This is a genomic window from Paenibacillus sp. MT86 (assembly GCF_058792535.1).
The window spans coordinates 2,750,556-2,770,416 of the sequence record NZ_CM179499.1; the positions used below are offsets into that span (position 1 = coordinate 2,750,556).

Sequence of the window (19,861 nt, forward strand, 5' to 3'; positions counted from 1 at the left end):
CAATGAAGTTGGATTTGACGGATCAAATTGCGTTAGTCACCGGTGCTGCGGGCCAATTGGGCCGGGTCATGGTCCGAACCTTGGCGGAATGCGGCGCAGATGTGGTTATCCATTATCGGGGAAGCTTAGCCAAGGCGGAAGAGCTTCAGCGCGAGGTGGAGTCGATGGGCAGACGCGCGTACACGGTGCAAGCCGACGTGACGGATCAAGCATCCGTGAATGCCATGCGGGATGCAGTGCTTGAACACTTTGGCATGCTGCCTCATATCATCGTTGCGAATGCCGTGGAATCCTATCAATGGACGTCTGTCTTGGAGCAAGCGCCGGAAGATTACGAGAGCCAGTTCCAATCCTGCGTCATGCAAAGCGTCTACCTGGCAAAAGCCTTCGTGCCTGCCATGATCGAGCGAAAGAGCGGCCGCTTCATCGGCATCAATACCGAATGTTCGATCCAGAACTTTCCGAGTCAATCCGCCTACGTAGCTGGCAAGCGCGGCATGGACGGCGTATACCGCGTACTCGCGAAAGAAATCGGCGAGCATGGGATCACCGTCAATCAAGTCGCGCCCGGCTGGACGATCAGCGACCGCGATCGGGAGAACGGTACCGAGCATAGCGCCTCCTACGAAGCTTCCGTGCCCCTGAAACGCCGCGGAACGGACCAGGAGATTGCCAATGCCGTGGCATTCCTGGCCTCGGATTTGTCATCATTTATCACAGGGGCTTATATTCCGGTATGCGGCGGCAATGTGATGGTGGGGATTTAGCGGTTCGACCCATGGATTGAAAGTGTGAAAAGTCCACGAACTTCGGATTCGCATTGCGATTAAGGATAGGCGAAGTTCGTGGAGGTGGCTTTAATTTAAAGTAGCTCCTAATGAACCTCATACGAAAGGAGCGGTTGCAATGGAGATTAAAAATACATATATACCTAAGTTAATTAGCTGGCAATTTGATGACGAAGTAGTTGATGACCCAGATGAGTGGAACTGGATAGAGATCACTATGGTTTTCGGTGATGGCTCTAAAAGATGGAGTATTTTGTATACGCCGGAAAGGTTACTGAATAATAATTTGAATAGGGCAAATATTGACCCACCAGGGCTTCATATCAAACATATGATTATAGTTAGAAGCTATCAAAGAAGCGATATACAAAGAGTGCTTGAAGAACTGGATAACCATCAGGAATTAATCGAGGCATCAAAGGCATACGATTGTTAGTTTGGGAAGTCGGCAATGACGACTAGTGTTTATGCGGACGGTCCCTCGTAAACACGAATACATAGATCTCAGGAATTCAGTAAGATAGAAGGAGACGAGACGATGACGGCAAAACCACAACTGGTATTGGATTTAGCTGGCGTATTGGTGAGTAATTTTTCATCTGCTTTTTGGCTTACATTAGCGGAGGGCTCCGAAATCTCGTTTCAAGATATCAGGGTACAATTTGATGAGGTTCGTAGAGACTTATGGACAGGAAAGATGAAGGAAGATGAGTTTTGGGGATGGATGAGCCTGCGAATGAAGCAAATCAACAAAGAGGAAGCCAGGGAGTTAATAACTCAATCGTTGCAGCCGCTTCCTGGATTAAATCACTTGGCGCAATGGAGCGAAATCGCGGATATCCATGTACTAAGCAATCATTGCAAGGAATGGCTGGAGCCGATTTTAGAAAAAGTAGAACCTTATGCTAGGAGCATTACCATTTCGAATCAAGTCGGTTTGAGGAAACCTGATCTGCAAATTTATAAACATGTTGTGAAACAATTCGAACGTTCAGAACTGACGGTTGTTTATGTTGATGATCAGGAAAAGAACCTGAAACCGGCTATCGACCTTGGATGGAAAACCTTGCTGGCCGATCAAGAGCATAAATGGATAGAACAAGTGGGACCTATGTTGGTGACAAACGTCTTGTAAGTCAGCCGAGAACCACTGGAAAAAATGATATCGGAAATGTAGTCAATGAAAAGTGAGGAATTCTAAATGTTTGGACGAGGGAATCAAAAGTACCCTATACCCGCAACGCTGCTCAAGATGAAAGAAATGAATGAGCAAATCGTACATGATCTCGAGGTGGAACTGGACGATATTCTGGAAATCTATATGGATTATGATCTTAACAATCAAGACGCCGAATTTGCATACAGCGGCCATCCGTTGGATGTAATTCCATTTGCCTTTACCGCTTTTGGAGGCGAGCATTTCGGATTTTTGACCGATTTTGGATCGGTGACTGATCTCGAGGATGCCCCTGTCGTGTTTGTCCAAGCTTTACCATCAGAGGAGTTTCATGTCACTCTAATTGCGAGAAACATAAGGGATTACCTGGGTTTATTTTTAACCTATAAATGTATGATAAATATGTTTTCCACGGTTAATGAACCAAGTCAAGAACCGAGTGCTGTTGAAACGCACCCTCATTTATCAGCCGTAGAAGCCAAACTTATTCATGAGTTGGGAATCCAAAAGATAGAACCGGTTTCTTACCGTCAGAACATGCTGAGGGAGCGTTCCAAAGAAGTTGTGCAAACCATAAACGGAATCGGCGTCAAACGAATGACTGCGCGTGAGTTAGGACCAACCTTTAATGTAGAGGAATATGATAAATATGATGTATTGAACAATAAAGTGCGGGAGTTTTTTCAAGAGGCTTGCTTAGAGAATAAACTGGCCTGCATTGCAGATCTTCAAGAAGCGGGCATCTTGTTGACCCACACGTACGACCTAAATGAGTTTTTAATAAATGAACTGAGAGCGATGGGCTGCATTTATGAGTCGAGAATACTTGAATTAACAACGAAGTCTTACGATTTTTCGATGAGTAGCACACTTCATGAAATCATTCCAGAGATTTGAACGAAGCATCAAGCATGCAGGGAGGACGCCATGTAAATGATCATATTAATCAGCGGAAACAGCTGCACGGGAAAGACATATATGGCTCAACAATTACTTGAAAAGTATCACGTGCCTTATCTGTCCATCGATCATTTGAAAATGGGCTTGTACAGAGCCGACATGAACTGCGGTTTCACGCCGGTGGATTCAACCGAGCATATCGGTGCACAATTATGGCCGATCATCAAAGGGATCATCATGACAAACATCGAAAACAAGCAAAATCTAATCATTGAAGGCTGTTACATTCTGCCTCATCATCTGCAAGATTTTGAGCCGTCCTATTCACAACACATCATTTCCTTGTTCTTAGGATTCTCCACCTCGTACATCCGGCAGAATTTCCAATCCAACATCGTTCAACACCGCAATGCTATCGAAGCGCGAATGTATCCTGAAGAGAGAACTGTTGCCGACTATACTCATGAGCATGATGTATTCCGTGAAAAGTGTGCGTCATCGAATGTCCCTTATTTTGAAATTCAAGAGAACTATGAAGAAGAAATCGCAAATATATATGCCTACATAGATCGTGAGAAGAAGAAACTCGAGTATGAACAGCGGTAATTAAAGTTTGGAACAAACCATTACACAGGTTGACGAAGAAAGGACAGTCGCCATGGATTTATATCTATATCATTATTATGATGCGGCAACAGGACCCTTTCAAAATCTATCCTCGCTATCCATCGAAGAAGCGTTGCAGGTACAGAGGAGGCTCAAACAAAACAAAAATTGGTTTGCGAGTCAACGTGCGGATGATTATATGATCATCCGTCGCGATCTGGAAGCACGGGCTAGAGCTCTATTCAGGGCCAAAGGCGGCAAACCAACAAAAGAATATCCGCATTACATGACGCTTGGATCTTGCGAATGGATTAAGGAATGGTATCCGAATGGAAAAGTAATCAGGATTCTGCTGGATGATATGCAACCCGAAATGATGAGTTTCACTTATGGCGACTTATTTCCGACCATGCGGTATCAAGACGACAAGCCTTATAGAGGAAAGGTATATGTAAAAAACGAAATCCTTCAGCTTGTAGACGAGTTTGGCTGGCCTCAAGATTGGAACAAAGACGGTCGTCATGGACCTGAGCGGTATATTGAAGTGCAGGTTTGGGACGATCGGGCACTCGGTCCTTTTATGAAATCCTAGATTGGATGAAATTGAAAAAATGAAATGTTCTGACCACAATTCGATTAAAACTCGACTTGTGGTTTTTCTTTTCACCAAATTGATCCTTTTGAGCTATTGATAATGATTAACATATAAAGTAAATTTTTTACATATCAATCAACTTACAAAATACGTAAAAGAATCAAAATTGAGTAAGAACAATGCATCGACTTGGTTTTAAAATTTACAAGATAGTTTTCATCAAGGAGGTGATGCCGGCTTACATCAAGATAGGCTAACGTTTAATTATCAATGATTGAGGAGGGATTAATGGATGAAAAGGGATTTATCCAGATTGCCGGACAAATCGAGAGTGATGTTATTGCCTTTAATGGTCGTCATGTCTATGATTATGAACTTTTTTCCCCTTGAAGTTTCTGCAGCAGAACGGGGCGCTTGGGCACCCAATGTATCTTATGTCGTTAACGACAACGTGACGTACGACGGGAAGGCGTATAAAGCTATTCAATCTCATACCTCATTACCCGGATGGGAACCACCCAATGTTCCTGCATTGTGGCAGTTTGTTCAAGGTGGTGGAAGTAATGATACAGTAGCTCCGACAACTCCTACGAATGTAATTGTAAGCGCAATCACCTCTTCAACCGTTACTTTATCCTGGCAAGCATCTACGGACAATGTAGGTGTGGCAGGATATGATGTATACCGAGGAACATCCCTTGCCATCTCTGTTACAGGAACGACAGCGACAATAACGGGTCTCTCACCGAACACGACATATTCTTTTAAGGTCATTGCAAAGGATGCTGCCGGGAACCTTTCTCCTGCCAGTGCGATCGTCAATGCCACCACTTCAGATGGAACGGGTGGGGGTCCCCAGCCGACGAAGCATATATTGACAGGGTACTGGCAGAACTTTGTCAATGGTGCCAGCAAATTGAAAGTTAGAGATATACCGGATCAGTACGACATCATTGTTTTAGCGTTTGCCGAGATGGATCCTGCTAACCCTGGTGGTGTCACTTTCAATGTTGATTCCGCACTATCCGCAGCTCTTGGCGGGTACACCAGTGCCGAACTAATCGCGGATATTCAGGCTAAACGCGCTCAAGGTAAGAAGGTCATCATATCCATTGGAGGGGAATTAGGGAACATTAATTTGAATAATCCTTCCCCGAATGTAGCGAACTTTGTGAACAGCATGTACGGAATCATCACTCAATATGGGCTTGACGGGATAGACATTGATCTGGAGCATGGCATGAATGTACCTAATGTAACCAATGCGATCCGCCAACTAAAACAAAAAGTAGGAAATGATTTTGTTCTGACGATGGCTCCCCAAACGATAGACATGCAGAATCCAAACACTTCTTACATGCAGCTATATAACAATCTGAAGGATATGACAACCGTAATTAACGTCCAGTATTATAATTCTGGATGCATGTTAGGACGCGACGGGAAATGCTATTCCCAAGGCACGGTTGATTTCCTGACGGCTCTTTCGGACTTAACGCTGCAGTGGGTATCGCCTTCCCAATTGGGAATAGGAGTACCTGCTACCTCTTCAGCTGCCGGAGGTGGATATGTTTCTCCAGCGGTCGTAAATAATGCCCTGAATTGTCTAGCAACCGGAAACAACTGTGGAAGTTATAAGCCTGTGGCTAAATACCCTGATATACGGGGAGCAATGACGTGGTCCATTAACTGGGATGCGACTACGAATTACGCGCTTGCCAAAACGGTGAAACCATTCCTAAACACCCTTCCTTAATAAGCATGATATTTGTACAACTTAAGTAGATTTTATATAAAATAAGGAAACCTCTCCTAGATGAGTGGTGGTCTCAAACCATCATGATCACAGAGAGGTTTCTGTATGGATATCTAGCCTCAACGGAGCAGGCGGAATCATGCTGGAGAAGCAGAGAGGTCCCCTTTGTCCCCGGATTTCACCATATAATAGGATCATAAGAAATCTGGGGGCAACAGGGATCGGAAGCATGATCCGCATGCGTAGTGCTGCATTGCCTAGTAAAGAAATGAAGCGACCGTTTACCCAGCAATATTTGAGGGAGAACGGTCATTCTTTGATGCAGACAGTGCAATAACAGCAATACGCCCCGGCCTAAAGCCAGGGCGCATCTTCTATCTGAATATAGCTTTGAAATACAAACTGAGTTTCACGGCTCCCATATCACCGTTGGATACGGGAGTTGGTCATAAGCACTTGCCCAGTAGTAGGAGTCCCCCATGATTCGCCTCGGCAGGAAGCCGATCTCGCCGCGGGATACGGTGACGAGCTCGGACTGCGATTGGAATATGCCTTCCGCACTCGTCGCGGCCGTAACGTATTTGCCTGCCATATGGGTGAATCGTCCGCTGATCTTGGCCGCAACAGGCATTCTTGTCTCCATATCGACCATCTTAAAAGTGACTTTGGCGATGCCGGCGGTGTAAGTGATGTTCATCTGGTCGATCACCATCGGTTTCATCGCAGACGGCATCGTTGATGCGGATGCAGCCAAACTGGGAGCTCCTTCATTGCCGCTGATATCGACTGCAGTGATTTTGTAATAATAGGTGGTGTCCGGCAGCAGCCCTGTATCTTTATAAGAAAGTCCTTTCGAGGTTCCGGCGTAAGTAGCGGGTCCAATCTCAAAGCCGGCTTCGGTCCCACGATAGATCCGGTATGCATTTACGGCACTGTTATCCATAGCCATATCGTAGGTTATATTGATCCGTTGATAATCAAATGCGATAGCTGCCGCTCCGCTGACCGCGCTTGGCGGTTCATGGTCCGCAGGAGGCTGCCAGGTATAGCCGCCAGGTCCCCATTCGCTTGGAAAATCCAAGATTGAGGAGTAATGGTGGAGGGCAATGCCTCCAAACGCTGGATCATTCTGAACAGTGTCGTACACCTTGTTTAACTCCGACTCCATATAAATTCGTCCTTCTTCATGGAAGCTGATGGTTTCGGGATCCCCGCCATCCGCGATGTCTTTGGTCTCGACACCGATCACAACCGACTTCGGCTTGCCGATCAGATTGGCGTAGGCCAGCTCATTCAGCGCTTGCGCGATAATGCCTGTACTGCCATCCGCCTGATCGCGGTAATTCATGATCGAGATGTAATCGGCGGTATCCTGAATGTGTTCAGACAGCCATTTGGTTTGCCCGTTCCACGGGATATTGCTCGCATCGGCCGAAGTGTCATACCATCTCGGGATCGCTGCGCCAACCGACAAGGTGAGTCCCGATGCTTGTTTGCGTTCCATGAGCAGCTGCAGCATATCCAGATACTGAATTTGGACGGAGGGCTTTGCGGTTTTGAAGTCCGGCAGGATATACGGCTCCGTATCCACGTTCACGCCGTCGAAGCGAGCGGAATCGCCGGAAGCCAGGTTGTAATTCAGGATTTGCTCAAACTCCCGCACGGCGTGAGTTTGATATCGGCTGTAGGCTCCGAAGTAAGGCGGCACGGTCCCCCCGGCGATTAAAGCTTGAACATAAAAACCCTCGGCGTGAGCCCACTCGACGAACTGTTGGACTTCGCTCCGGTAATCCTCCAACATTTTTGCTCCATTATATTGCCCCACAGCCAAATAGAGCGTCGTGATGGGACGTTGATGAAAAGTCGTAACATCCTTCGCCATAGAAGAGAGAACGGCTCGGGAATTCGGATTCAGGACCAGGGGATAGGAGGCATTCTCCCAGATCCAGATCGCACGATCCTGATCCGGCAGCGGTTCCGGGTCATACGTGCTGCTGGTTACCGTCTCAGGATTCGTCGCCGAGGGATTGTAAACATCACCCATTACATTAGCGAGATGTGGGTTGATATGATCATCCGACATATAAACGGTATTCGTAACCGCTGCGAAATCCTGATCTTGCTGAGCCGACGTCTGTCCCCCGGTTCTTGCATAGACCGTCAGACTATAACCTGTATTGCCGCGTGAATCGGTTGCCCTTGCCTCCAGACTATGAACCTGGCGAGGGGATTGTCGTAGATCCAATGTATATTGATATCCGTTCTTGGCAGGGGAAACCTGCAGCCAGTCGCCGCCGTCGATGCGGAGCTCAACCAGCGCAATCGGATTCTTCCCTTCTGCGGATATGTTGATTTTCATTTTGTTGCGCTGCAGCGTAGACTCGGTTGGGCTGGTAATCTCCACTTCCGGTGTATCAGCTGCAGGATTATCGATGTTCAAGTGAATCCAAGGAGACCAGATGCCATAACGCGTTATCACGTCATTGCCTTTCAGGACCATTTCGACGGGGCCGTCAAGTCGGCTTGTGTCGAGTTTATAGGACCAGTTCCCGCTGTCATCGCCGTTTGGATCCTCCATCTGAACATCCGCCATGAACTCACCGTTCACGATGAGTTGAAGCTCATACACCCCGGAATAGGTTCCGAATAACTCCGTTACGCCCGGCTGTATAGCTTGCCCGTCCTGATGGGAGTCAATCGTAATGAACGCTGCCGCTTTAACCTGCGGCAATGGAACGCAGAGTGTAGTAAACAGAACGGCCGCCAGAAACAAAAGCCCGCACCTTCGTAAATGTGAAAGCATCATCTTAGTCACATCCTTGTCAGTTTTGATGTAAACCAAATGGACTCAACGGCAGCCATCATGATCGGAAGAGCCTAAAAATACCATGCTGCGCAAATTTAAAGCGCTTACTTTTTAAATATTACGAAAAAGATCGATTAGAACCGATGCCTGGCATGTGTCAGGTTATTTTTGTTGTGCTCGAATGGGCGTCCATTCAATCGACAAGAGCAGTTTGAAATGGGCCTCCGCCTGGAGACCGAGTAAAACTCTATACCTGAGGCGGTGTGAACCTGCGCAGATCTCCATTAAGATGTGAGTAACGATTTTTTCCTGACTAATGATGGAATGTAATATTCATCAAAAAATGGGGTGTTGGATCTGCTGCAAAAATCATTTAAAACCATCATGCAGAGCACTTGGATGATATGGGAACGCTTCTTCAGCTTTATTTCCAGATTCCGCAGCTCGCATATCTCGCGTTTTGGCATATGCACGGTCATGATCAAGAAGCATCGGGGGGAGCGCATCGTCTGCGAGGATTCCACGGTCATTCAGGATGGGGATCTGGTAGGCGAGCTTCATTTGGATAATGAGACGGTGCTGAAGCTCATTCGAGCAGAAGGGCCGGACCGCGCGGCCCTGAAGATTGCGAGACTTGGAAGAAAATCCATGCAGCAGATTAGCCGGGCTTATGAAAGCCAGTCCGAGTTCAGCGAGGTTAACGCATTGGTCGGGATTACGCTGCTTCACCGGGGATTAACGCATGGACTTGGTTTTGAGCATCAAGCAATGAAACCGGATCTGTTCCAGAAGCTGACCACTTCCTATCTGCGCATGCTGTTGTCCGTGATGCACCCGGAGGGGAAGAGCCGCATCGATCGAAGAACCGAATTGCTCGTACCGATGAAGTTGATTCATACCCGATCCTCTTTAAGGAAGCGATTTTCGATGGGAGATCGGAGACAGCCACATGAAGAGGGGAACGCGGTCTTCGTATCGGCTGCGGTAGAAGGTTGAGTATAAGGGCGATATATCCATATAGTAGACCGGTATGCTGTTTAAACAGGAGAACATGAAGAAACGGGGAGAACGTACATGGAAGAATGGTATAAACTTGACCACGCGGGAAAGCTGTTCCCCGCGGTTGCGGGGAGGGAGAACTCATCCACCTACCGGCTGTCGATGATGCTGACAAGCCGGGTGAAACCATCGGTTTTGCAAGAGGCGCTCGATAGCGTGATTAAGAGATTTCCTCTACTCAATGTCGAGCTAAGAAATGGACTGTTCTGGAAATTTCTGCGGGAGAAGGAGACACGCTTGACGGTGGAGCAGGAATCCGCCTATCCCTGTGCCCCCGTTACTCTTTCGCATGAGAACGGAAGCTTGGTAAGGGTTCTGTATTACGGCAGCAAGATCAGCGTGGAAATTTTTCATGCTCTAACGGACGGAGGAGGGGCATTGGAGTTCCTCAAAACCTTGGTATTCCAGTATTTATCTCTGCTCGGCGAGGACATGGAGGACAAGGAAGGCCTGATTCTGCCGCCCGCTTCATTTGCCCGATATGCTGAAGCTCAAGATAGCTTTCAAGCGCATTATACTTCGGCCACTCCTGACGCCAGGATGCAGGATGCACTTCAAATTCCGGGCACCCGTTTCTCGCCTTATGGACACAACGTCATACACGGGATGGTTCACGCATCGCGGCTGAATGCGGCAGCCAAGCAGAAGGGAGCAACCCTTACCGCTTACCTGACGGCAATTTTGATTATGGCGGTTTACGATACCACACTGCCTTTCAATAAGGATAACCGTCCGGTCGTGATCAGCATGCCGGTGAACCTGCGAAAAATGTTCCCTTCCAGCAGCCTCCGCAACTTTTTTGCGGTCATCAACATTGGTGTACAACTAAAGGAAGGCATGACATTCGAGCAGGTGCTCGAAATCGTTCATGCACAGATGAAAGAGAAAACGACCAAGTCTTATTTAAGCCAAGCGATGGCCGGCAGCATGAAGTACGAAAAAAACCTGTTTTCCCGATTCACGCCGCTGAAATTAAAGGATCTGGCAATCCGTTACGGCTTTGACCATTTCGGGGAAGAAGCCAAAACGCTTACGCTTACCAACCTAGGTCGAGTCGACATTCCAGCTAGCATGGCCTCGCATATCGAGGCGATGGAAACCACGATGTATCCCACAGCCAAAAGTCCCATGAACTGTGCCGTCAGCTCGATCAACGATCAGCTCACCATCACGTTTGCGCGAAATATCGTCGAAAGCGATGTGATCATGCGCTTTTTTCGCCAGCTTGCCAGCCTAAGCGAATTGGACATTACGATTGTCAGCAATGATTGGGGGATGGGCGCATGAAATGCGAAAGCTGTGGCGTATCCGTAGATCCGGCGCATCAAGCGTGTCCCTTATGCCGCAGGAATGTGCAAGGTAAAGATGATAAGTACCTCGTAAGTAATTCATGGTATCCCGTCTATGAGGCTGCGGAGGAGGAGCATGCGAGCAGCAGTCTTGTATCCAAGTGGCTTACCTTTCTTGCGGTATCCGTCATGGGGATATCCGTCCTGATTAACCTACTTGGAAATCGCGAGGTATGGTGGAGTTTAACTCTCATACCCTGCGTGTTGTATGCGTGGCTGTCCATCAGGCATACCCTGATGTCCGGGTCGCATCTCGGCGGCAAAATTATCGTTCAGCTGCTCGGGCTGTCCGGTATGCTGCTGTGGATCAACGTGGCGTCGGGAACGTCTTACTGGTCGACCGGCTATGTCATTCCGTTCCTGATGATGGCGGCAACCTTGCTCATTACCGTTATATGCTGTTCGCGAAAAATGGGCTGGCGGGAGTTCGCAGGTTACTTATTAACTCTGATCCTTCTTGGTATCGTTCCCTTATTGCTGTATGCCGTTGGCATGTCGCATGTATTATGGACAGCCGTAGCTGCGGCGGTGTACGCCTTGCTGACATTCGGCGGGATGTGCCTGATTGCAGACAAGGGATTCCGCAAGGAAATGAAGCGCAGACTACATTTTTGACAGGAGGTAATCACGATGTGCGCGATCACGGTTAGAAGCATGGCCGATTACGAACGCGATGTTCGCGGCGAAGTGGCCGAGGTGTTTGTTAACGGGTATTATAAGGAGTTGTCTTATTTCACCCGAGAACGGAACATGCTGGAGAACGCCTTCCGGACGTTGTTCAGCCCGGAGGTGTTTTATGTGGCGGAGGTCCAGGGAATCATAGTCGGAATCTTGGCTTGTTCCCATAATGGGCAGCGGGCCATGCCGGTCGCGTTAGCCCCGCTTCAGGATGCTTTTGGAGACAAGACGGGAGAGCTTGCATATAACGTCATGAAGGACGAATTCAACCCGGCATTGCCCTATGATGACGAGACCGGATATATCGAATGCGTGGCCACAACCGAAAAAGCACGCGGCAAAGGCGTATCAACCGCTTTGATGAAACACGTCATGACGGAGCTGCCATACAGGCGTTACGTTCTGGAAGTGACGGACAGCAACCAAACCGCGCTTCGATTATATCAGAAATTAGGATTTCGGGAGTTTAAGCGTATATCCGAGGACTCGGATGAGAAAGGCTTCAACGACCGGATTTATATGGAGTGGACCAAATCGGCTCCACGCGGTTAGGCAAGCGTGTTATGTTTGGTTTTAATTAGAAAAAGTGAATAGCTTACAGAAAAACCGTCCACGGAGATCATCCATGGACGGTTTCTTTTTTCTGGATAAGATAGCCACGGGCAAATATGCCCAAGCCATCGGAGATTCGTGCAAATAATCGACAGGCTGTCGCTCATAAGATGAAGTGTTAAGGATTCATGTAACGGGATTGTGGGGAGGTGGCATGGCTTGTTGACGATGCTGCTCTTTATGTTTGCTGTCGGTGCCGCAGTGGCCAGCGTGGATACCACCTGCGGACTGAACGTGCTAGGCAGCCTGGACAGCACGAAGGTCAGTAAATTCAAATATGCGCTAGTCTATATCGTGACCTGTACCCTTGGCGGCGCCGTAACGGGGCTTGCGCTCGGGGGCATCAATTATGTGCTGAAATTAACCCCCGCGGGCTTATATCAAAACTACGTCATCGTTGTGCTGTTGGTTGTGTTTCTGGTCTTGGAGTTGATACAAAAAACGGGAATCCTACCCTCCGGAAATTTTATCGTTCCCTCGGAATGGATCAAGGCTGCAGGGTACCGATCCGCGGCGTTATGGGGGCTGATTTTGGGCTTGGGTTTTATCACGCTGCAAGTGGGCGTCCTCTTTCATGCCTACATCGTGGTTTCCTTGTTTGCGGCTCCCTGGTGGTTGAGCCTGCTGGCAGGCGCGACGTTTGGAATGGTTCGAGGCACCGTGTTCAGCCTTCCTCTGAGCCGGTCCATCGTCTACCGCATGCTTAAAAGAAGAGTATACAGCTTCACGCTGCTGACCGCGGTGCGGCTGTCGGTTTCCATGCTGCTGATCATGGGAGCCATCATCTGCATCATCAGCTGATGAAGCCAAAAAGGAGCATATAGGTCCATGTACGATGTTCTTGCGATATCCGTTACGCTTCCCATGCTATTGTCGGTGGCAAGTTATGTCTGGGGCCGAGCCTTCGGTGATCCGGATCCATTCCCCGGGGGAGCCCGGCTGCATGTGCTGCTCATTCTTCTGCAAATTTTGACGGTGACCTTGGTATACAGCTTTCCGTCGTTGATCAGCTTCCTGGGCATTTCCTTGCTCTATTTCATTCAAGGACTGGGCGTGGCTTGTTTCATCCGTAAAAAAGGAAGGGTGGACTGCGGCTGCTTCGGGCCTCAGATCAGCTCCAGGCTGGGGTTTCCGTTGATTGGGTTTAATCTGGCGATGGGCTTCGCGGGATTGGTTTGCAGCTATACCGCAAGGCTTGCGTTTCAACAGTCGTTCACAGTAACGGGTCTGCTAATGGAAGGCATGATGTTACTGCTTGCGCTGTTTGTTGTAGTAGGGGTTCCGGATGCCTTACACGCGATCCGAATATACCGCGGAATTGCCGCACCGCATATTTCAAAGATAAAAAGAAGGTAGAGGAGGCCGCGATGAACACGTTCTTCTGGATCTCATATGCCATACTGTGGATTTTGGTCGTGCCTTTGGTGATTCTGAATTTGGTCCTGTTCCGGCAGCTCGGGATTATGGTAATGGGCACCGCAAGAGGAGTGAATCAGTCCGGTATCCCGGTCGGCAACAAAATGCCCGGAGCCACAACGACAACCTTGCAAGGAGCCGAGTGGTCCACCAGCGAGCTGATTGGCACGCCATCCCTCATGCTGTTCGGATCACCGACGTGCAAGGAATGCGCCGAGATCCTGCCGGATTTTCAACGGATCGCCATGATGAATAACGTGAAACCGATCCTGCTGTTATTTTCGTCCGCGGATTTGGCTTCGGATTATGTCCGCAAAATAGCATATGACGATGAGGTGCTGATCGTAAGCTCGGAGTTCGCAAATCACTTGGATGTACAGGTCACGCCTTACGCCTATGCGGTGGATACAAACGGCATCATCCGGCATAAGGGTCTGGTCAACAGCCGGGAGCAGCTTGAAGCGTATGCGAAAGCATCAAGAGTTTCCTAAGACGAGGTGAGAGCATGTGGAGGAAGCCGGAGAGCAAGGACGAAGAGACGCAGGTGCTGATCAGCCGGGTTACCCGGAAAATGAACCGCAAGACGATCCTGAATAAAGTCGCGCAAAGGACGGCCGAGGCGCTCGCCAAAGTGTTGGTACGGCCCAACGATGACGATATCCTCAAACAAGCGTTTGCCGCGGGGCCCTGCAGACCTCCGCACGGACAATATTGCACGGGCTGCGGCGCAGATGCCTCCTGCCCGTCCGATTATATCATTTGCACGCCAAAGACGGTGATCAACGATTGCAAGGGCTTATGTCCTTATCCTTCCGGGTGGTGGTATACAAGCGATCCGGTGGGACATCGGGCCAAGTGTCAGGATTGCATCTCGCAATACGTACATCCTTATGTCGGACGGGACTGGTGTTACCAGGGGGCCAGAGTCTATGGGCGGTATGTAATCTGTGCATGCCGTTCAACGGAAATGTATTGATCGAAGAATGAGGCATGCATAGAATACCCATCCCGTCGCTCAGAACCGTACGGACAGGTTCCGTCGGCTGAAACCCTCGTGTTTGGTACAGCCCTGTCGATAAGCCGACATCCCCGTGATCTGGCGGAAACGGCGACTGAAGCAGTACTCATCCGTGTATCCCACTTCTTGGGCAATGGATCGCATCGGCTCATTTTTCCGTAGCAGAAGTTCTTTGACACGGTTAATACGCAAATCGGTTACGTAATGCAATGGTTTCTTCCCTGTGAGTTCCTGGAATATAGGCGTGAAACGCCAGGTCGAAGATAATCGAGCCATGTGCGCCAGCTGTTTTACCGTCAAATCAGGATCCATGTAATGCTCGTCTACATAGTGAAGGACGTTTTCAAAGGTTTGTGCCAAGGTCGCGACTGGCCGTCCTGAATATTTTGCTGGAGCAAAACAGTCATCAATTCATAAAACCGGGCAGCCGTTTAACCCGGATAGCGAATGTGACAAAACTCATTTCCACGGCTTCGAGCATCGTTCATACTTGGGTTCCGAAGACTTTGCACGTCGGGAGGGAGCACCTTGTCCAGAATAAGACGCGGGGATATGATTTTGTTCGCCATCATCCTGATCCTTGGATCCTTCACGGGGCTGCAATGGTGGAAGCATAGTCACGTGGAATATCAGCAGGGTCAGCTTCAGGCGCTGATCACGGTGAATGGCAAAGAATACGAAACCGTCCCACTGAACGGGGACGAACGCATCATCGACATTAAGACCAAGTTTGGACACAATACATTGAAAGTTTATGACTACGGGATCCAGATGATATATTCGGATGCTCCGAAGCGAATCGCGCTGGACATGGGTTTTATCTCGGAACCTTATCAACAGATTATTTGCGTGCCGACCAGAGTGGTGGTAGAGGTGCTGGTACCTGAGCATGAACGGAAAGAGTCCGAACTGGATGCCGTGGTGAGCTAGGCTCAGGGAGAGGAGTAAGTATCATAGGCTTAAATGAAAGAACCGGGTTTTGAACCGGTTCTTTTTGTTGTTTAGGACATCTGGTATGAATGCAAGGATAGCGTAACTTTGTCGCAGAAAAGACAGTTATAATAAATGAAGGGATAAAGTTGCGTAACCACATGCTTCCGGGGCATAAGATCCGTAGATCTTAGGTCGACGGGATGCCCAGTCGCAGAGTAAAGGTGGGGAGTTAACATGGAGCTGGTCGCACTGATACTAGTTGTGGGCTTTTTGTTCGTTGTGGTATATTTGAGGGCAATTTGGAACGTGTTGCTGGACATTCGAAACGAGTTAAGAAGTGATGGCGACAGAGGGGCGTGATACGATGCAGAGCGAGAAAAAAGACTACTCCCATGTATACTGGATCGGAGGCTCCCCCTGCTCGGGCAAGTCGACGATTGCCGAAAAATTGGCGAAGGATTACAGCTGCACCTATTATCAATGCGATCTATTCAACGAGAAGCATGTGACCATATGCCATCCGTCGGAGCACCCCACCATGTCCCGATTGAAGGATATGTCCTGGAATGCATTGTGGTCGCGGCCGGTGGAGCAGCAGGTTGAGGAAGAATTGGAATTTTACCGAGAGGAATTTGGCATGATTATGGATGATGTTTCGGCCCTGCCGGACACGAGCCCCATCATCGTTGAAGGTGCGGCTCTATTGCCGGAAAAAGTCGAGCACCTGGTACCCAGCCCGCATCATGCGATATGGATCGTCCCGGTTCCGGCATTCCAGAAGGAGCATTATGCCAAACGGGAATGGATCCACGAAATTTTGGTATCATGCGATGATCCCGGCGCCGCGTTTCGAAACTGGATGGACCGGGATATCGGGTTTGCGAGATACGTGGCCAAGGATGCCTTGGACCGCGGATTCAAGGTGATGTTCGTGGACGGGAGCCGAAGTGTTCGGGAGAACTACGAAGAGGTCAGGCGTCATTTTATGCTATGCAAACAACAGGGAATCCAATGAAGAAAATCAAAATCGCATTGTTGGTTTTGCTAGTGCTTGTGCTTTTGTCTCCCTTTGTGTATGTGCAAGCCAACAAAATGATCTATGCCAAGAAGGTGAAAACCTACCTGCTTGAAGAAGAACATTATACGCAGGATGAAATCCAGTCGGTCCAAGGCATCTGGGGCGTTAAGCTGCCTCCTTTTTATGCCGTCGTGGTATTTAAAGACGAGCCTGAGGTAGAGTATATTTATTTTGCCCATGATACGATTATGCAGTTTGAATACCGATTGACGCCTGAGGGGGAAGCCCGTGGAATTACACGATCCATGCTAAAGCATGATACCCCAGGGATTGATATGGTGTTGCAATTTTTGTTTAAAGCTGTTCAGGGGGAGCATCACATGTCCATAACGCTACAAACTTCACGTCTGCAGTTGAAAACCGTGGATCGGGAACGGGCAGCGGATGTGTTGGATTTTATCGTCAGGAACGATGAGTTTTGGAAGATTTGGGAGCCTGCCAGGGAAGCGGAGTTTTATACCCTGGAGAAACAGGCTGAGATTCTGGCAGCGGAAAGTCGAAGCATCGCTGACGGTTCCCTGCTTAAAGTGTGGCTGCATCAAAACGATGAGATGATCGGCTCGATTGCGATCAGCAATATCGTGCGGGGTGTTTTTCAATCGGCTCATGTCGGGTATAAGCTGGCGCAATCTCATACGGGAAAAGGGTATATGACCGAAGCTCTGAGCGCCGTGGTCGGCTATTGCTTTGATACGCTGGAGCTGCACCGTTTGGAAGCCAACATCATGCCGAGAAACAAAGCCTCGATGAACGTCGTGAAACGACTGGGCTTCTATGAGGAAGGTCTGGCGATCAAATACCTGAAGATAAACGGTGTATGGGAAGACCACCTTCACATGGTGCTCCGTAACGAACGTATGGAGTAGATCATGTGGAAGAGAGTCTCTACACTTATTCTTCTCGTTTCATCATGACAACATCTAGACTGGGACCTGAGATTCCATGTACGGAAGGTGCTGAGTTTTTGTATTTTGATGAGTAAGAGATAAAGTGGAGAGGTTCGTACAGAACACGGCTGCGGAGTTGAGCATATTATTGGCTCCCGAAGGGATCCATGTACAAGGAGGTTAGGCGTGTTACTGAAATACATACGACAAACGGGTTCGTGGATCTGTATCCTATGGATCGTGTTGGCATTATGCTCTTGTCAGAATGGAGGGGAGCGGGTAGAGCACATTGAGGCTTTTATCGTTGAAGATGTGATGATAACTGCAGATGGACTCAACATGTCTTCAGGTTATAAAAAAGTGAATTCGATAACCAATCATGAAGATAATCAAGGGGCCACGCTGTCGCGTGTACGAGCGATTGAAGACTATTACGATAGCGGAGGGAAGTTTGTGAAAACCAGGGTGTATGATCAGAGTCATAAAAGATGGAAAAATATACCGAACGAGGATTCCAGCAGCCAAGAAAAGGAGCTTGAAACACCTCTAACCATCCACATCCCCGACAATCATTCCTGGACACCCGTTCAGCTATCGGATCAACAAAAGGATGAAATAAAAGCCCATGTTATCAAACACACCCAAAAATGGTGAGTCTATATGTAATTGACAATAGGAGGAGGACTCCTCATGTTTCATGTAGAGATTAGGCGGCCGAATCGTAGTGATATGAAAGCGATGGAGCATTTTTTCCGGTTCGTGATTACCGATACGTTTGCCAAAGAAGGCTTGGCAGATTTATCGGAGGACATCGAGCAGGAGATTGACAGCAAAATTAGGTGCTTGAACGCGGATATTGCAACGAACGGAGAGCAGAGGTATTTTCTGATCGGACTTATAGACAACAGCGTTGTAAGCAGCATGGAGTTTGGCCCGTCCAATGCATTGATACGGAAAAGTTCCAATGGAGTACTGCGTGACGTGGTTGAAATCGGAACCGTATTTGTGCATCCTGATTATCAGCAACAGGGAATCGGCAGTCTGATGCTTCAAATCATGTATCTTACGCTGCTCAATAAGGGGATAACGGAATTTTGTTTGGATAGCGGATATACGCGTGCTCAGAAAATATGGAAGAAGAAACTAGGTGAACCCGATTACGTCCTTCAAGATCACTGGGGGCGCGGAATCGACCATATGATATGGAGAAGAAGGATGACGGACGTTCCCATTGTGTTTAGTATCGCCGATAGATCCAAGGAATTAGCAGAATCGAGTGGCGTGCAGGATACATGAAGAAGATCATTCTACTTGAATAATAATACAAATAAATGTATATTAATTCCTATCATACGGTAGGAGTGGTATACGTGCTAAAGAGAATCGAAGAACTTGCCTTAAACGCTTGGCCGGCGCTTCAAACCTTGACGCACCATGGGTGGCTGTTACGTTTTGCAGACGGTTATACGAAGAGATCCAACTCGATTAATGCCTTATACACGGATCCATCGATAGACCTTGACGCCCAAATTCATGAATGCGAGCGGTTATATGTTAAGGCTGGGCTTGACGTCGTATTTAAAATCACCCCGTTCAATCCGCAGGAGCTGGACCGTATGTTGGATTCCAGGGGTTATTCCATACTCGATCCAACCAGTCTGAGGGTGTTAGATCATCTGGATCATCTGGAGCTTCCAACGCATAAGGAGGTTAAGATCGAAGAACGGCTGACGGATGAATGGCTGAGCGTGCTGACCGAGATAACTGGAATATCCGAGAAATATAAGGCTGTAAAAAGAAAGCTGTTCAACTATTCCGTGATTCAATACGGATTCTTCATCCTATATGATCATGCTGAGCCTGTGGCATGCGGGATCGGGGCAATAGAGCAAGGCGTCGTCGGCATATTTGATCTCGCCACAGCTCCGGCATGCCGAAATCGCGGGTTCGGAAAACAGTTACTCTTACATATTCTGCATTGGGCCAAGAAGAATGGAGCCGCAAGCAGCTATCTACAAGTGGTCCAGAACAATGTTGCTGCAAACCGGTTGTACGATCGTCTTCAGTACAGGGAGATCTATTCCTATTGGTATAGACATAAGCGTATCGAAGGATAAAGGCAGCATCCGTAGCGTATGAACCGGTGAATCTGAGCTTATCGGATCCAGATCCAGGGGTTACCCAATCGAATGAACAGTTGTAT

23 protein-coding genes are annotated in these 19,861 nt (G+C 48.3%); 21 read left to right on the plus strand and 2 right to left on the minus strand.

Annotation, left to right across the window (positions count from 1 at the left end):
* Positions 1-2 precede the first annotated feature (2 nt).
* The 7 genes from AC3RCL_RS12175 (at position 3) to AC3RCL_RS12205 (ending at position 5,822) form a co-directional block, all read left to right on the plus strand.
* Positions 3-767 (plus strand): SDR family NAD(P)-dependent oxidoreductase, encoded by a 765-nt coding sequence (locus AC3RCL_RS12175; protein ID WP_192571471.1) that lies wholly within the window; start codon positions 3-5, stop codon positions 765-767.
* 139 nt (positions 768-906) lie between these two features.
* Entirely contained in the window at positions 907-1,224 is a 318-nt protein-coding gene (locus AC3RCL_RS12180) for a hypothetical protein (protein WP_492535452.1), read from the plus strand.
* Positions 1,225-1,326: 102 nt separating this feature from the next.
* Positions 1,327-1,923 (plus strand): HAD-IA family hydrolase, encoded by a 597-nt coding sequence (locus AC3RCL_RS12185; RefSeq protein ID WP_192571473.1) that lies wholly within the window; start codon positions 1,327-1,329, stop codon positions 1,921-1,923.
* Between the two features lie 66 nt (positions 1,924-1,989).
* Positions 1,990-2,862: a hypothetical protein gene (locus AC3RCL_RS12190; RefSeq protein ID WP_492535453.1), complete on the plus strand. Its 873-nt coding sequence runs from the start codon at positions 1,990-1,992 to the stop codon at positions 2,860-2,862.
* Between the two features lie 81 nt (positions 2,863-2,943).
* On the plus strand, positions 2,944-3,471 hold the full coding sequence (locus AC3RCL_RS12195; protein WP_492535454.1) for a 2-phosphoglycerate kinase: 528 nt from the start codon (positions 2,944-2,946) through the stop codon (positions 3,469-3,471).
* 52 nt (positions 3,472-3,523) lie between these two features.
* Complete coding sequence (locus tag AC3RCL_RS12200) at positions 3,524-4,063, plus strand: hypothetical protein (protein ID WP_492536326.1); 540 nt, start codon at positions 3,524-3,526, stop codon at positions 4,061-4,063.
* A gap of 295 nt (positions 4,064-4,358) precedes the next feature.
* A complete protein-coding gene (locus AC3RCL_RS12205; protein WP_492535455.1) occupies positions 4,359-5,822 on the plus strand; it encodes a chitinase in 1,464 nt (487 codons plus the stop codon).
* A gap of 409 nt (positions 5,823-6,231) precedes the next feature.
* On the opposite strand, the gene AC3RCL_RS12210 is transcribed toward AC3RCL_RS12205, so the two are convergent.
* Positions 6,232-8,628, minus strand: coding sequence for an Ig-like domain-containing protein (locus AC3RCL_RS12210; protein ID WP_492535456.1), 2,397 nt, complete (start codon positions 8,626-8,628; stop codon positions 6,232-6,234).
* A 399-nt stretch (positions 8,629-9,027) separates the two neighbouring features.
* On the opposite strand from AC3RCL_RS12210, the gene AC3RCL_RS12215 reads away from it, so the two are divergent.
* The 8 genes from AC3RCL_RS12215 to AC3RCL_RS12250 all read left to right on the plus strand — a co-directional run bounded on the left by AC3RCL_RS12215 (position 9,028) and on the right by AC3RCL_RS12250 (position 14,718).
* The gene (locus tag AC3RCL_RS12215; RefSeq protein ID WP_255250515.1) at positions 9,028-9,624 is read left to right on the plus strand and encodes a YkoP family protein; all 597 of its coding nucleotides are present in this window, start codon (positions 9,028-9,030) and stop codon (positions 9,622-9,624) included.
* A 78-nt stretch (positions 9,625-9,702) separates the two neighbouring features.
* Complete coding sequence (locus AC3RCL_RS12220; RefSeq protein WP_492535457.1) at positions 9,703-10,974, plus strand: alcohol acetyltransferase; 1,272 nt, start codon at positions 9,703-9,705, stop codon at positions 10,972-10,974.
* Complete coding sequence (locus AC3RCL_RS12225) at positions 10,971-11,651, plus strand: DUF6320 domain-containing protein (protein ID WP_452515671.1); 681 nt, start codon at positions 10,971-10,973, stop codon at positions 11,649-11,651. Before AC3RCL_RS12220 ends, AC3RCL_RS12225 begins: the two co-directional genes overlap by 4 nt.
* A 15-nt stretch (positions 11,652-11,666) precedes the next feature.
* Entirely contained in the window at positions 11,667-12,266 is a 600-nt protein-coding gene (locus AC3RCL_RS12230; RefSeq protein WP_452515669.1) for a GNAT family N-acetyltransferase, read from the plus strand.
* Between the two features lie 228 nt (positions 12,267-12,494).
* A complete protein-coding gene (locus AC3RCL_RS12235) occupies positions 12,495-13,127 on the plus strand; it encodes a hypothetical protein (protein ID WP_492536328.1) in 633 nt (210 codons plus the stop codon).
* Positions 13,128-13,154: 27 nt separating this feature from the next.
* Complete coding sequence (locus tag AC3RCL_RS12240; protein ID WP_492535458.1) at positions 13,155-13,682, plus strand: MauE/DoxX family redox-associated membrane protein; 528 nt, start codon at positions 13,155-13,157, stop codon at positions 13,680-13,682.
* Positions 13,683-13,693: 11 nt separating this feature from the next.
* Positions 13,694-14,233: a redoxin family protein gene (locus AC3RCL_RS12245; RefSeq protein WP_277746222.1), complete on the plus strand. Its 540-nt coding sequence runs from the start codon at positions 13,694-13,696 to the stop codon at positions 14,231-14,233.
* A gap of 14 nt (positions 14,234-14,247) precedes the next feature.
* A complete protein-coding gene (locus AC3RCL_RS12250) occupies positions 14,248-14,718 on the plus strand; it encodes a hypothetical protein (protein WP_213579014.1) in 471 nt (156 codons plus the stop codon).
* A 39-nt stretch (positions 14,719-14,757) separates the two neighbouring features.
* Here AC3RCL_RS12250 and AC3RCL_RS12255 read toward each other — a convergent pair whose 3' ends face one another.
* A complete protein-coding gene (locus tag AC3RCL_RS12255; protein WP_192571484.1) occupies positions 14,758-15,120 on the minus strand; it encodes a helix-turn-helix domain-containing protein in 363 nt (120 codons plus the stop codon).
* Positions 15,121-15,288: 168 nt separating this feature from the next.
* Between AC3RCL_RS12255 and AC3RCL_RS12260 the strand changes: the two genes are divergently transcribed.
* The 6 genes from AC3RCL_RS12260 (at position 15,289) to AC3RCL_RS12285 (ending at position 19,775) form a co-directional block, all read left to right on the plus strand.
* Positions 15,289-15,690 carry a NusG domain II-containing protein gene (locus AC3RCL_RS12260; protein ID WP_375120142.1) on the plus strand — a complete coding sequence of 134 codons (402 nt, stop codon included), beginning with the start codon at positions 15,289-15,291 and terminating at the stop codon, positions 15,688-15,690.
* Between the two features lie 367 nt (positions 15,691-16,057).
* Positions 16,058-16,708 (plus strand): hypothetical protein, encoded by a 651-nt coding sequence (locus AC3RCL_RS12265; RefSeq protein ID WP_090908544.1) that lies wholly within the window; start codon positions 16,058-16,060, stop codon positions 16,706-16,708.
* Complete coding sequence (locus AC3RCL_RS12270; protein ID WP_492535459.1) at positions 16,705-17,637, plus strand: GNAT family N-acetyltransferase; 933 nt, start codon at positions 16,705-16,707, stop codon at positions 17,635-17,637. The genes AC3RCL_RS12265 and AC3RCL_RS12270 overlap by 4 nt, the downstream gene beginning before the upstream one ends.
* Positions 17,638-17,844: 207 nt before the next feature.
* On the plus strand, positions 17,845-18,312 hold the full coding sequence (locus AC3RCL_RS12275) for a hypothetical protein (protein WP_492535460.1): 468 nt from the start codon (positions 17,845-17,847) through the stop codon (positions 18,310-18,312).
* Between the two features lie 36 nt (positions 18,313-18,348).
* The gene (locus tag AC3RCL_RS12280; RefSeq protein WP_492535461.1) at positions 18,349-18,954 is read left to right on the plus strand and encodes a GNAT family N-acetyltransferase; all 606 of its coding nucleotides are present in this window, start codon (positions 18,349-18,351) and stop codon (positions 18,952-18,954) included.
* Positions 18,955-19,028: 74 nt separating this feature from the next.
* Positions 19,029-19,775: a GNAT family N-acetyltransferase gene (locus AC3RCL_RS12285; protein ID WP_492535463.1), complete on the plus strand. Its 747-nt coding sequence runs from the start codon at positions 19,029-19,031 to the stop codon at positions 19,773-19,775.
* The last annotated feature ends 86 nt before the right edge of the window (positions 19,776-19,861 follow it).

Excerpts from the sequence above, each read along its gene's own strand:
- AC3RCL_RS12175 (WP_192571471.1), top strand. The coding sequence starts at position 3 with ATGAAGTTGGATTTGACGGATCAAATTGCGTTAGTCACCGGTGCTGCG.
- AC3RCL_RS12180 (WP_492535452.1), top strand. The coding sequence starts at position 907 with ATGGAGATTAAAAATACATATATACCTAAGTTAATTAGCTGGCAATTT.
- AC3RCL_RS12185 (WP_192571473.1), top strand. The coding sequence starts at position 1,327 with ATGACGGCAAAACCACAACTGGTATTGGATTTAGCTGGCGTATTGGTG.
- AC3RCL_RS12190 (WP_492535453.1), top strand. The coding sequence starts at position 1,990 with ATGTTTGGACGAGGGAATCAAAAGTACCCTATACCCGCAACGCTGCTC.
- AC3RCL_RS12195 (WP_492535454.1), top strand. The coding sequence starts at position 2,944 with ATGGCTCAACAATTACTTGAAAAGTATCACGTGCCTTATCTGTCCATC.
- AC3RCL_RS12200 (WP_492536326.1), top strand. The coding sequence starts at position 3,524 with ATGGATTTATATCTATATCATTATTATGATGCGGCAACAGGACCCTTT.
- AC3RCL_RS12205 (WP_492535455.1), top strand. The coding sequence starts at position 4,359 with ATGAAAAGGGATTTATCCAGATTGCCGGACAAATCGAGAGTGATGTTA.
- AC3RCL_RS12210 (WP_492535456.1), bottom strand. The coding sequence starts at position 8,628 with ATGATGCTTTCACATTTACGAAGGTGCGGGCTTTTGTTTCTGGCGGCC.
- AC3RCL_RS12215 (WP_255250515.1), top strand. The coding sequence starts at position 9,028 with ATGATATGGGAACGCTTCTTCAGCTTTATTTCCAGATTCCGCAGCTCG.
- AC3RCL_RS12220 (WP_492535457.1), top strand. The coding sequence starts at position 9,703 with ATGGAAGAATGGTATAAACTTGACCACGCGGGAAAGCTGTTCCCCGCG.
- AC3RCL_RS12225 (WP_452515671.1), top strand. The coding sequence starts at position 10,971 with ATGAAATGCGAAAGCTGTGGCGTATCCGTAGATCCGGCGCATCAAGCG.
- AC3RCL_RS12230 (WP_452515669.1), top strand. The coding sequence starts at position 11,667 with ATGTGCGCGATCACGGTTAGAAGCATGGCCGATTACGAACGCGATGTT.
- AC3RCL_RS12235 (WP_492536328.1), top strand. The coding sequence starts at position 12,495 with ATGCTGCTCTTTATGTTTGCTGTCGGTGCCGCAGTGGCCAGCGTGGAT.
- AC3RCL_RS12240 (WP_492535458.1), top strand. The coding sequence starts at position 13,155 with ATGTACGATGTTCTTGCGATATCCGTTACGCTTCCCATGCTATTGTCG.
- AC3RCL_RS12245 (WP_277746222.1), top strand. The coding sequence starts at position 13,694 with ATGAACACGTTCTTCTGGATCTCATATGCCATACTGTGGATTTTGGTC.
- AC3RCL_RS12250 (WP_213579014.1), top strand. The coding sequence starts at position 14,248 with ATGTGGAGGAAGCCGGAGAGCAAGGACGAAGAGACGCAGGTGCTGATC.
- AC3RCL_RS12265 (WP_090908544.1), top strand. The coding sequence starts at position 16,058 with ATGCAGAGCGAGAAAAAAGACTACTCCCATGTATACTGGATCGGAGGC.
- AC3RCL_RS12270 (WP_492535459.1), top strand. The coding sequence starts at position 16,705 with ATGAAGAAAATCAAAATCGCATTGTTGGTTTTGCTAGTGCTTGTGCTT.
- AC3RCL_RS12280 (WP_492535461.1), top strand. The coding sequence starts at position 18,349 with ATGTTTCATGTAGAGATTAGGCGGCCGAATCGTAGTGATATGAAAGCG.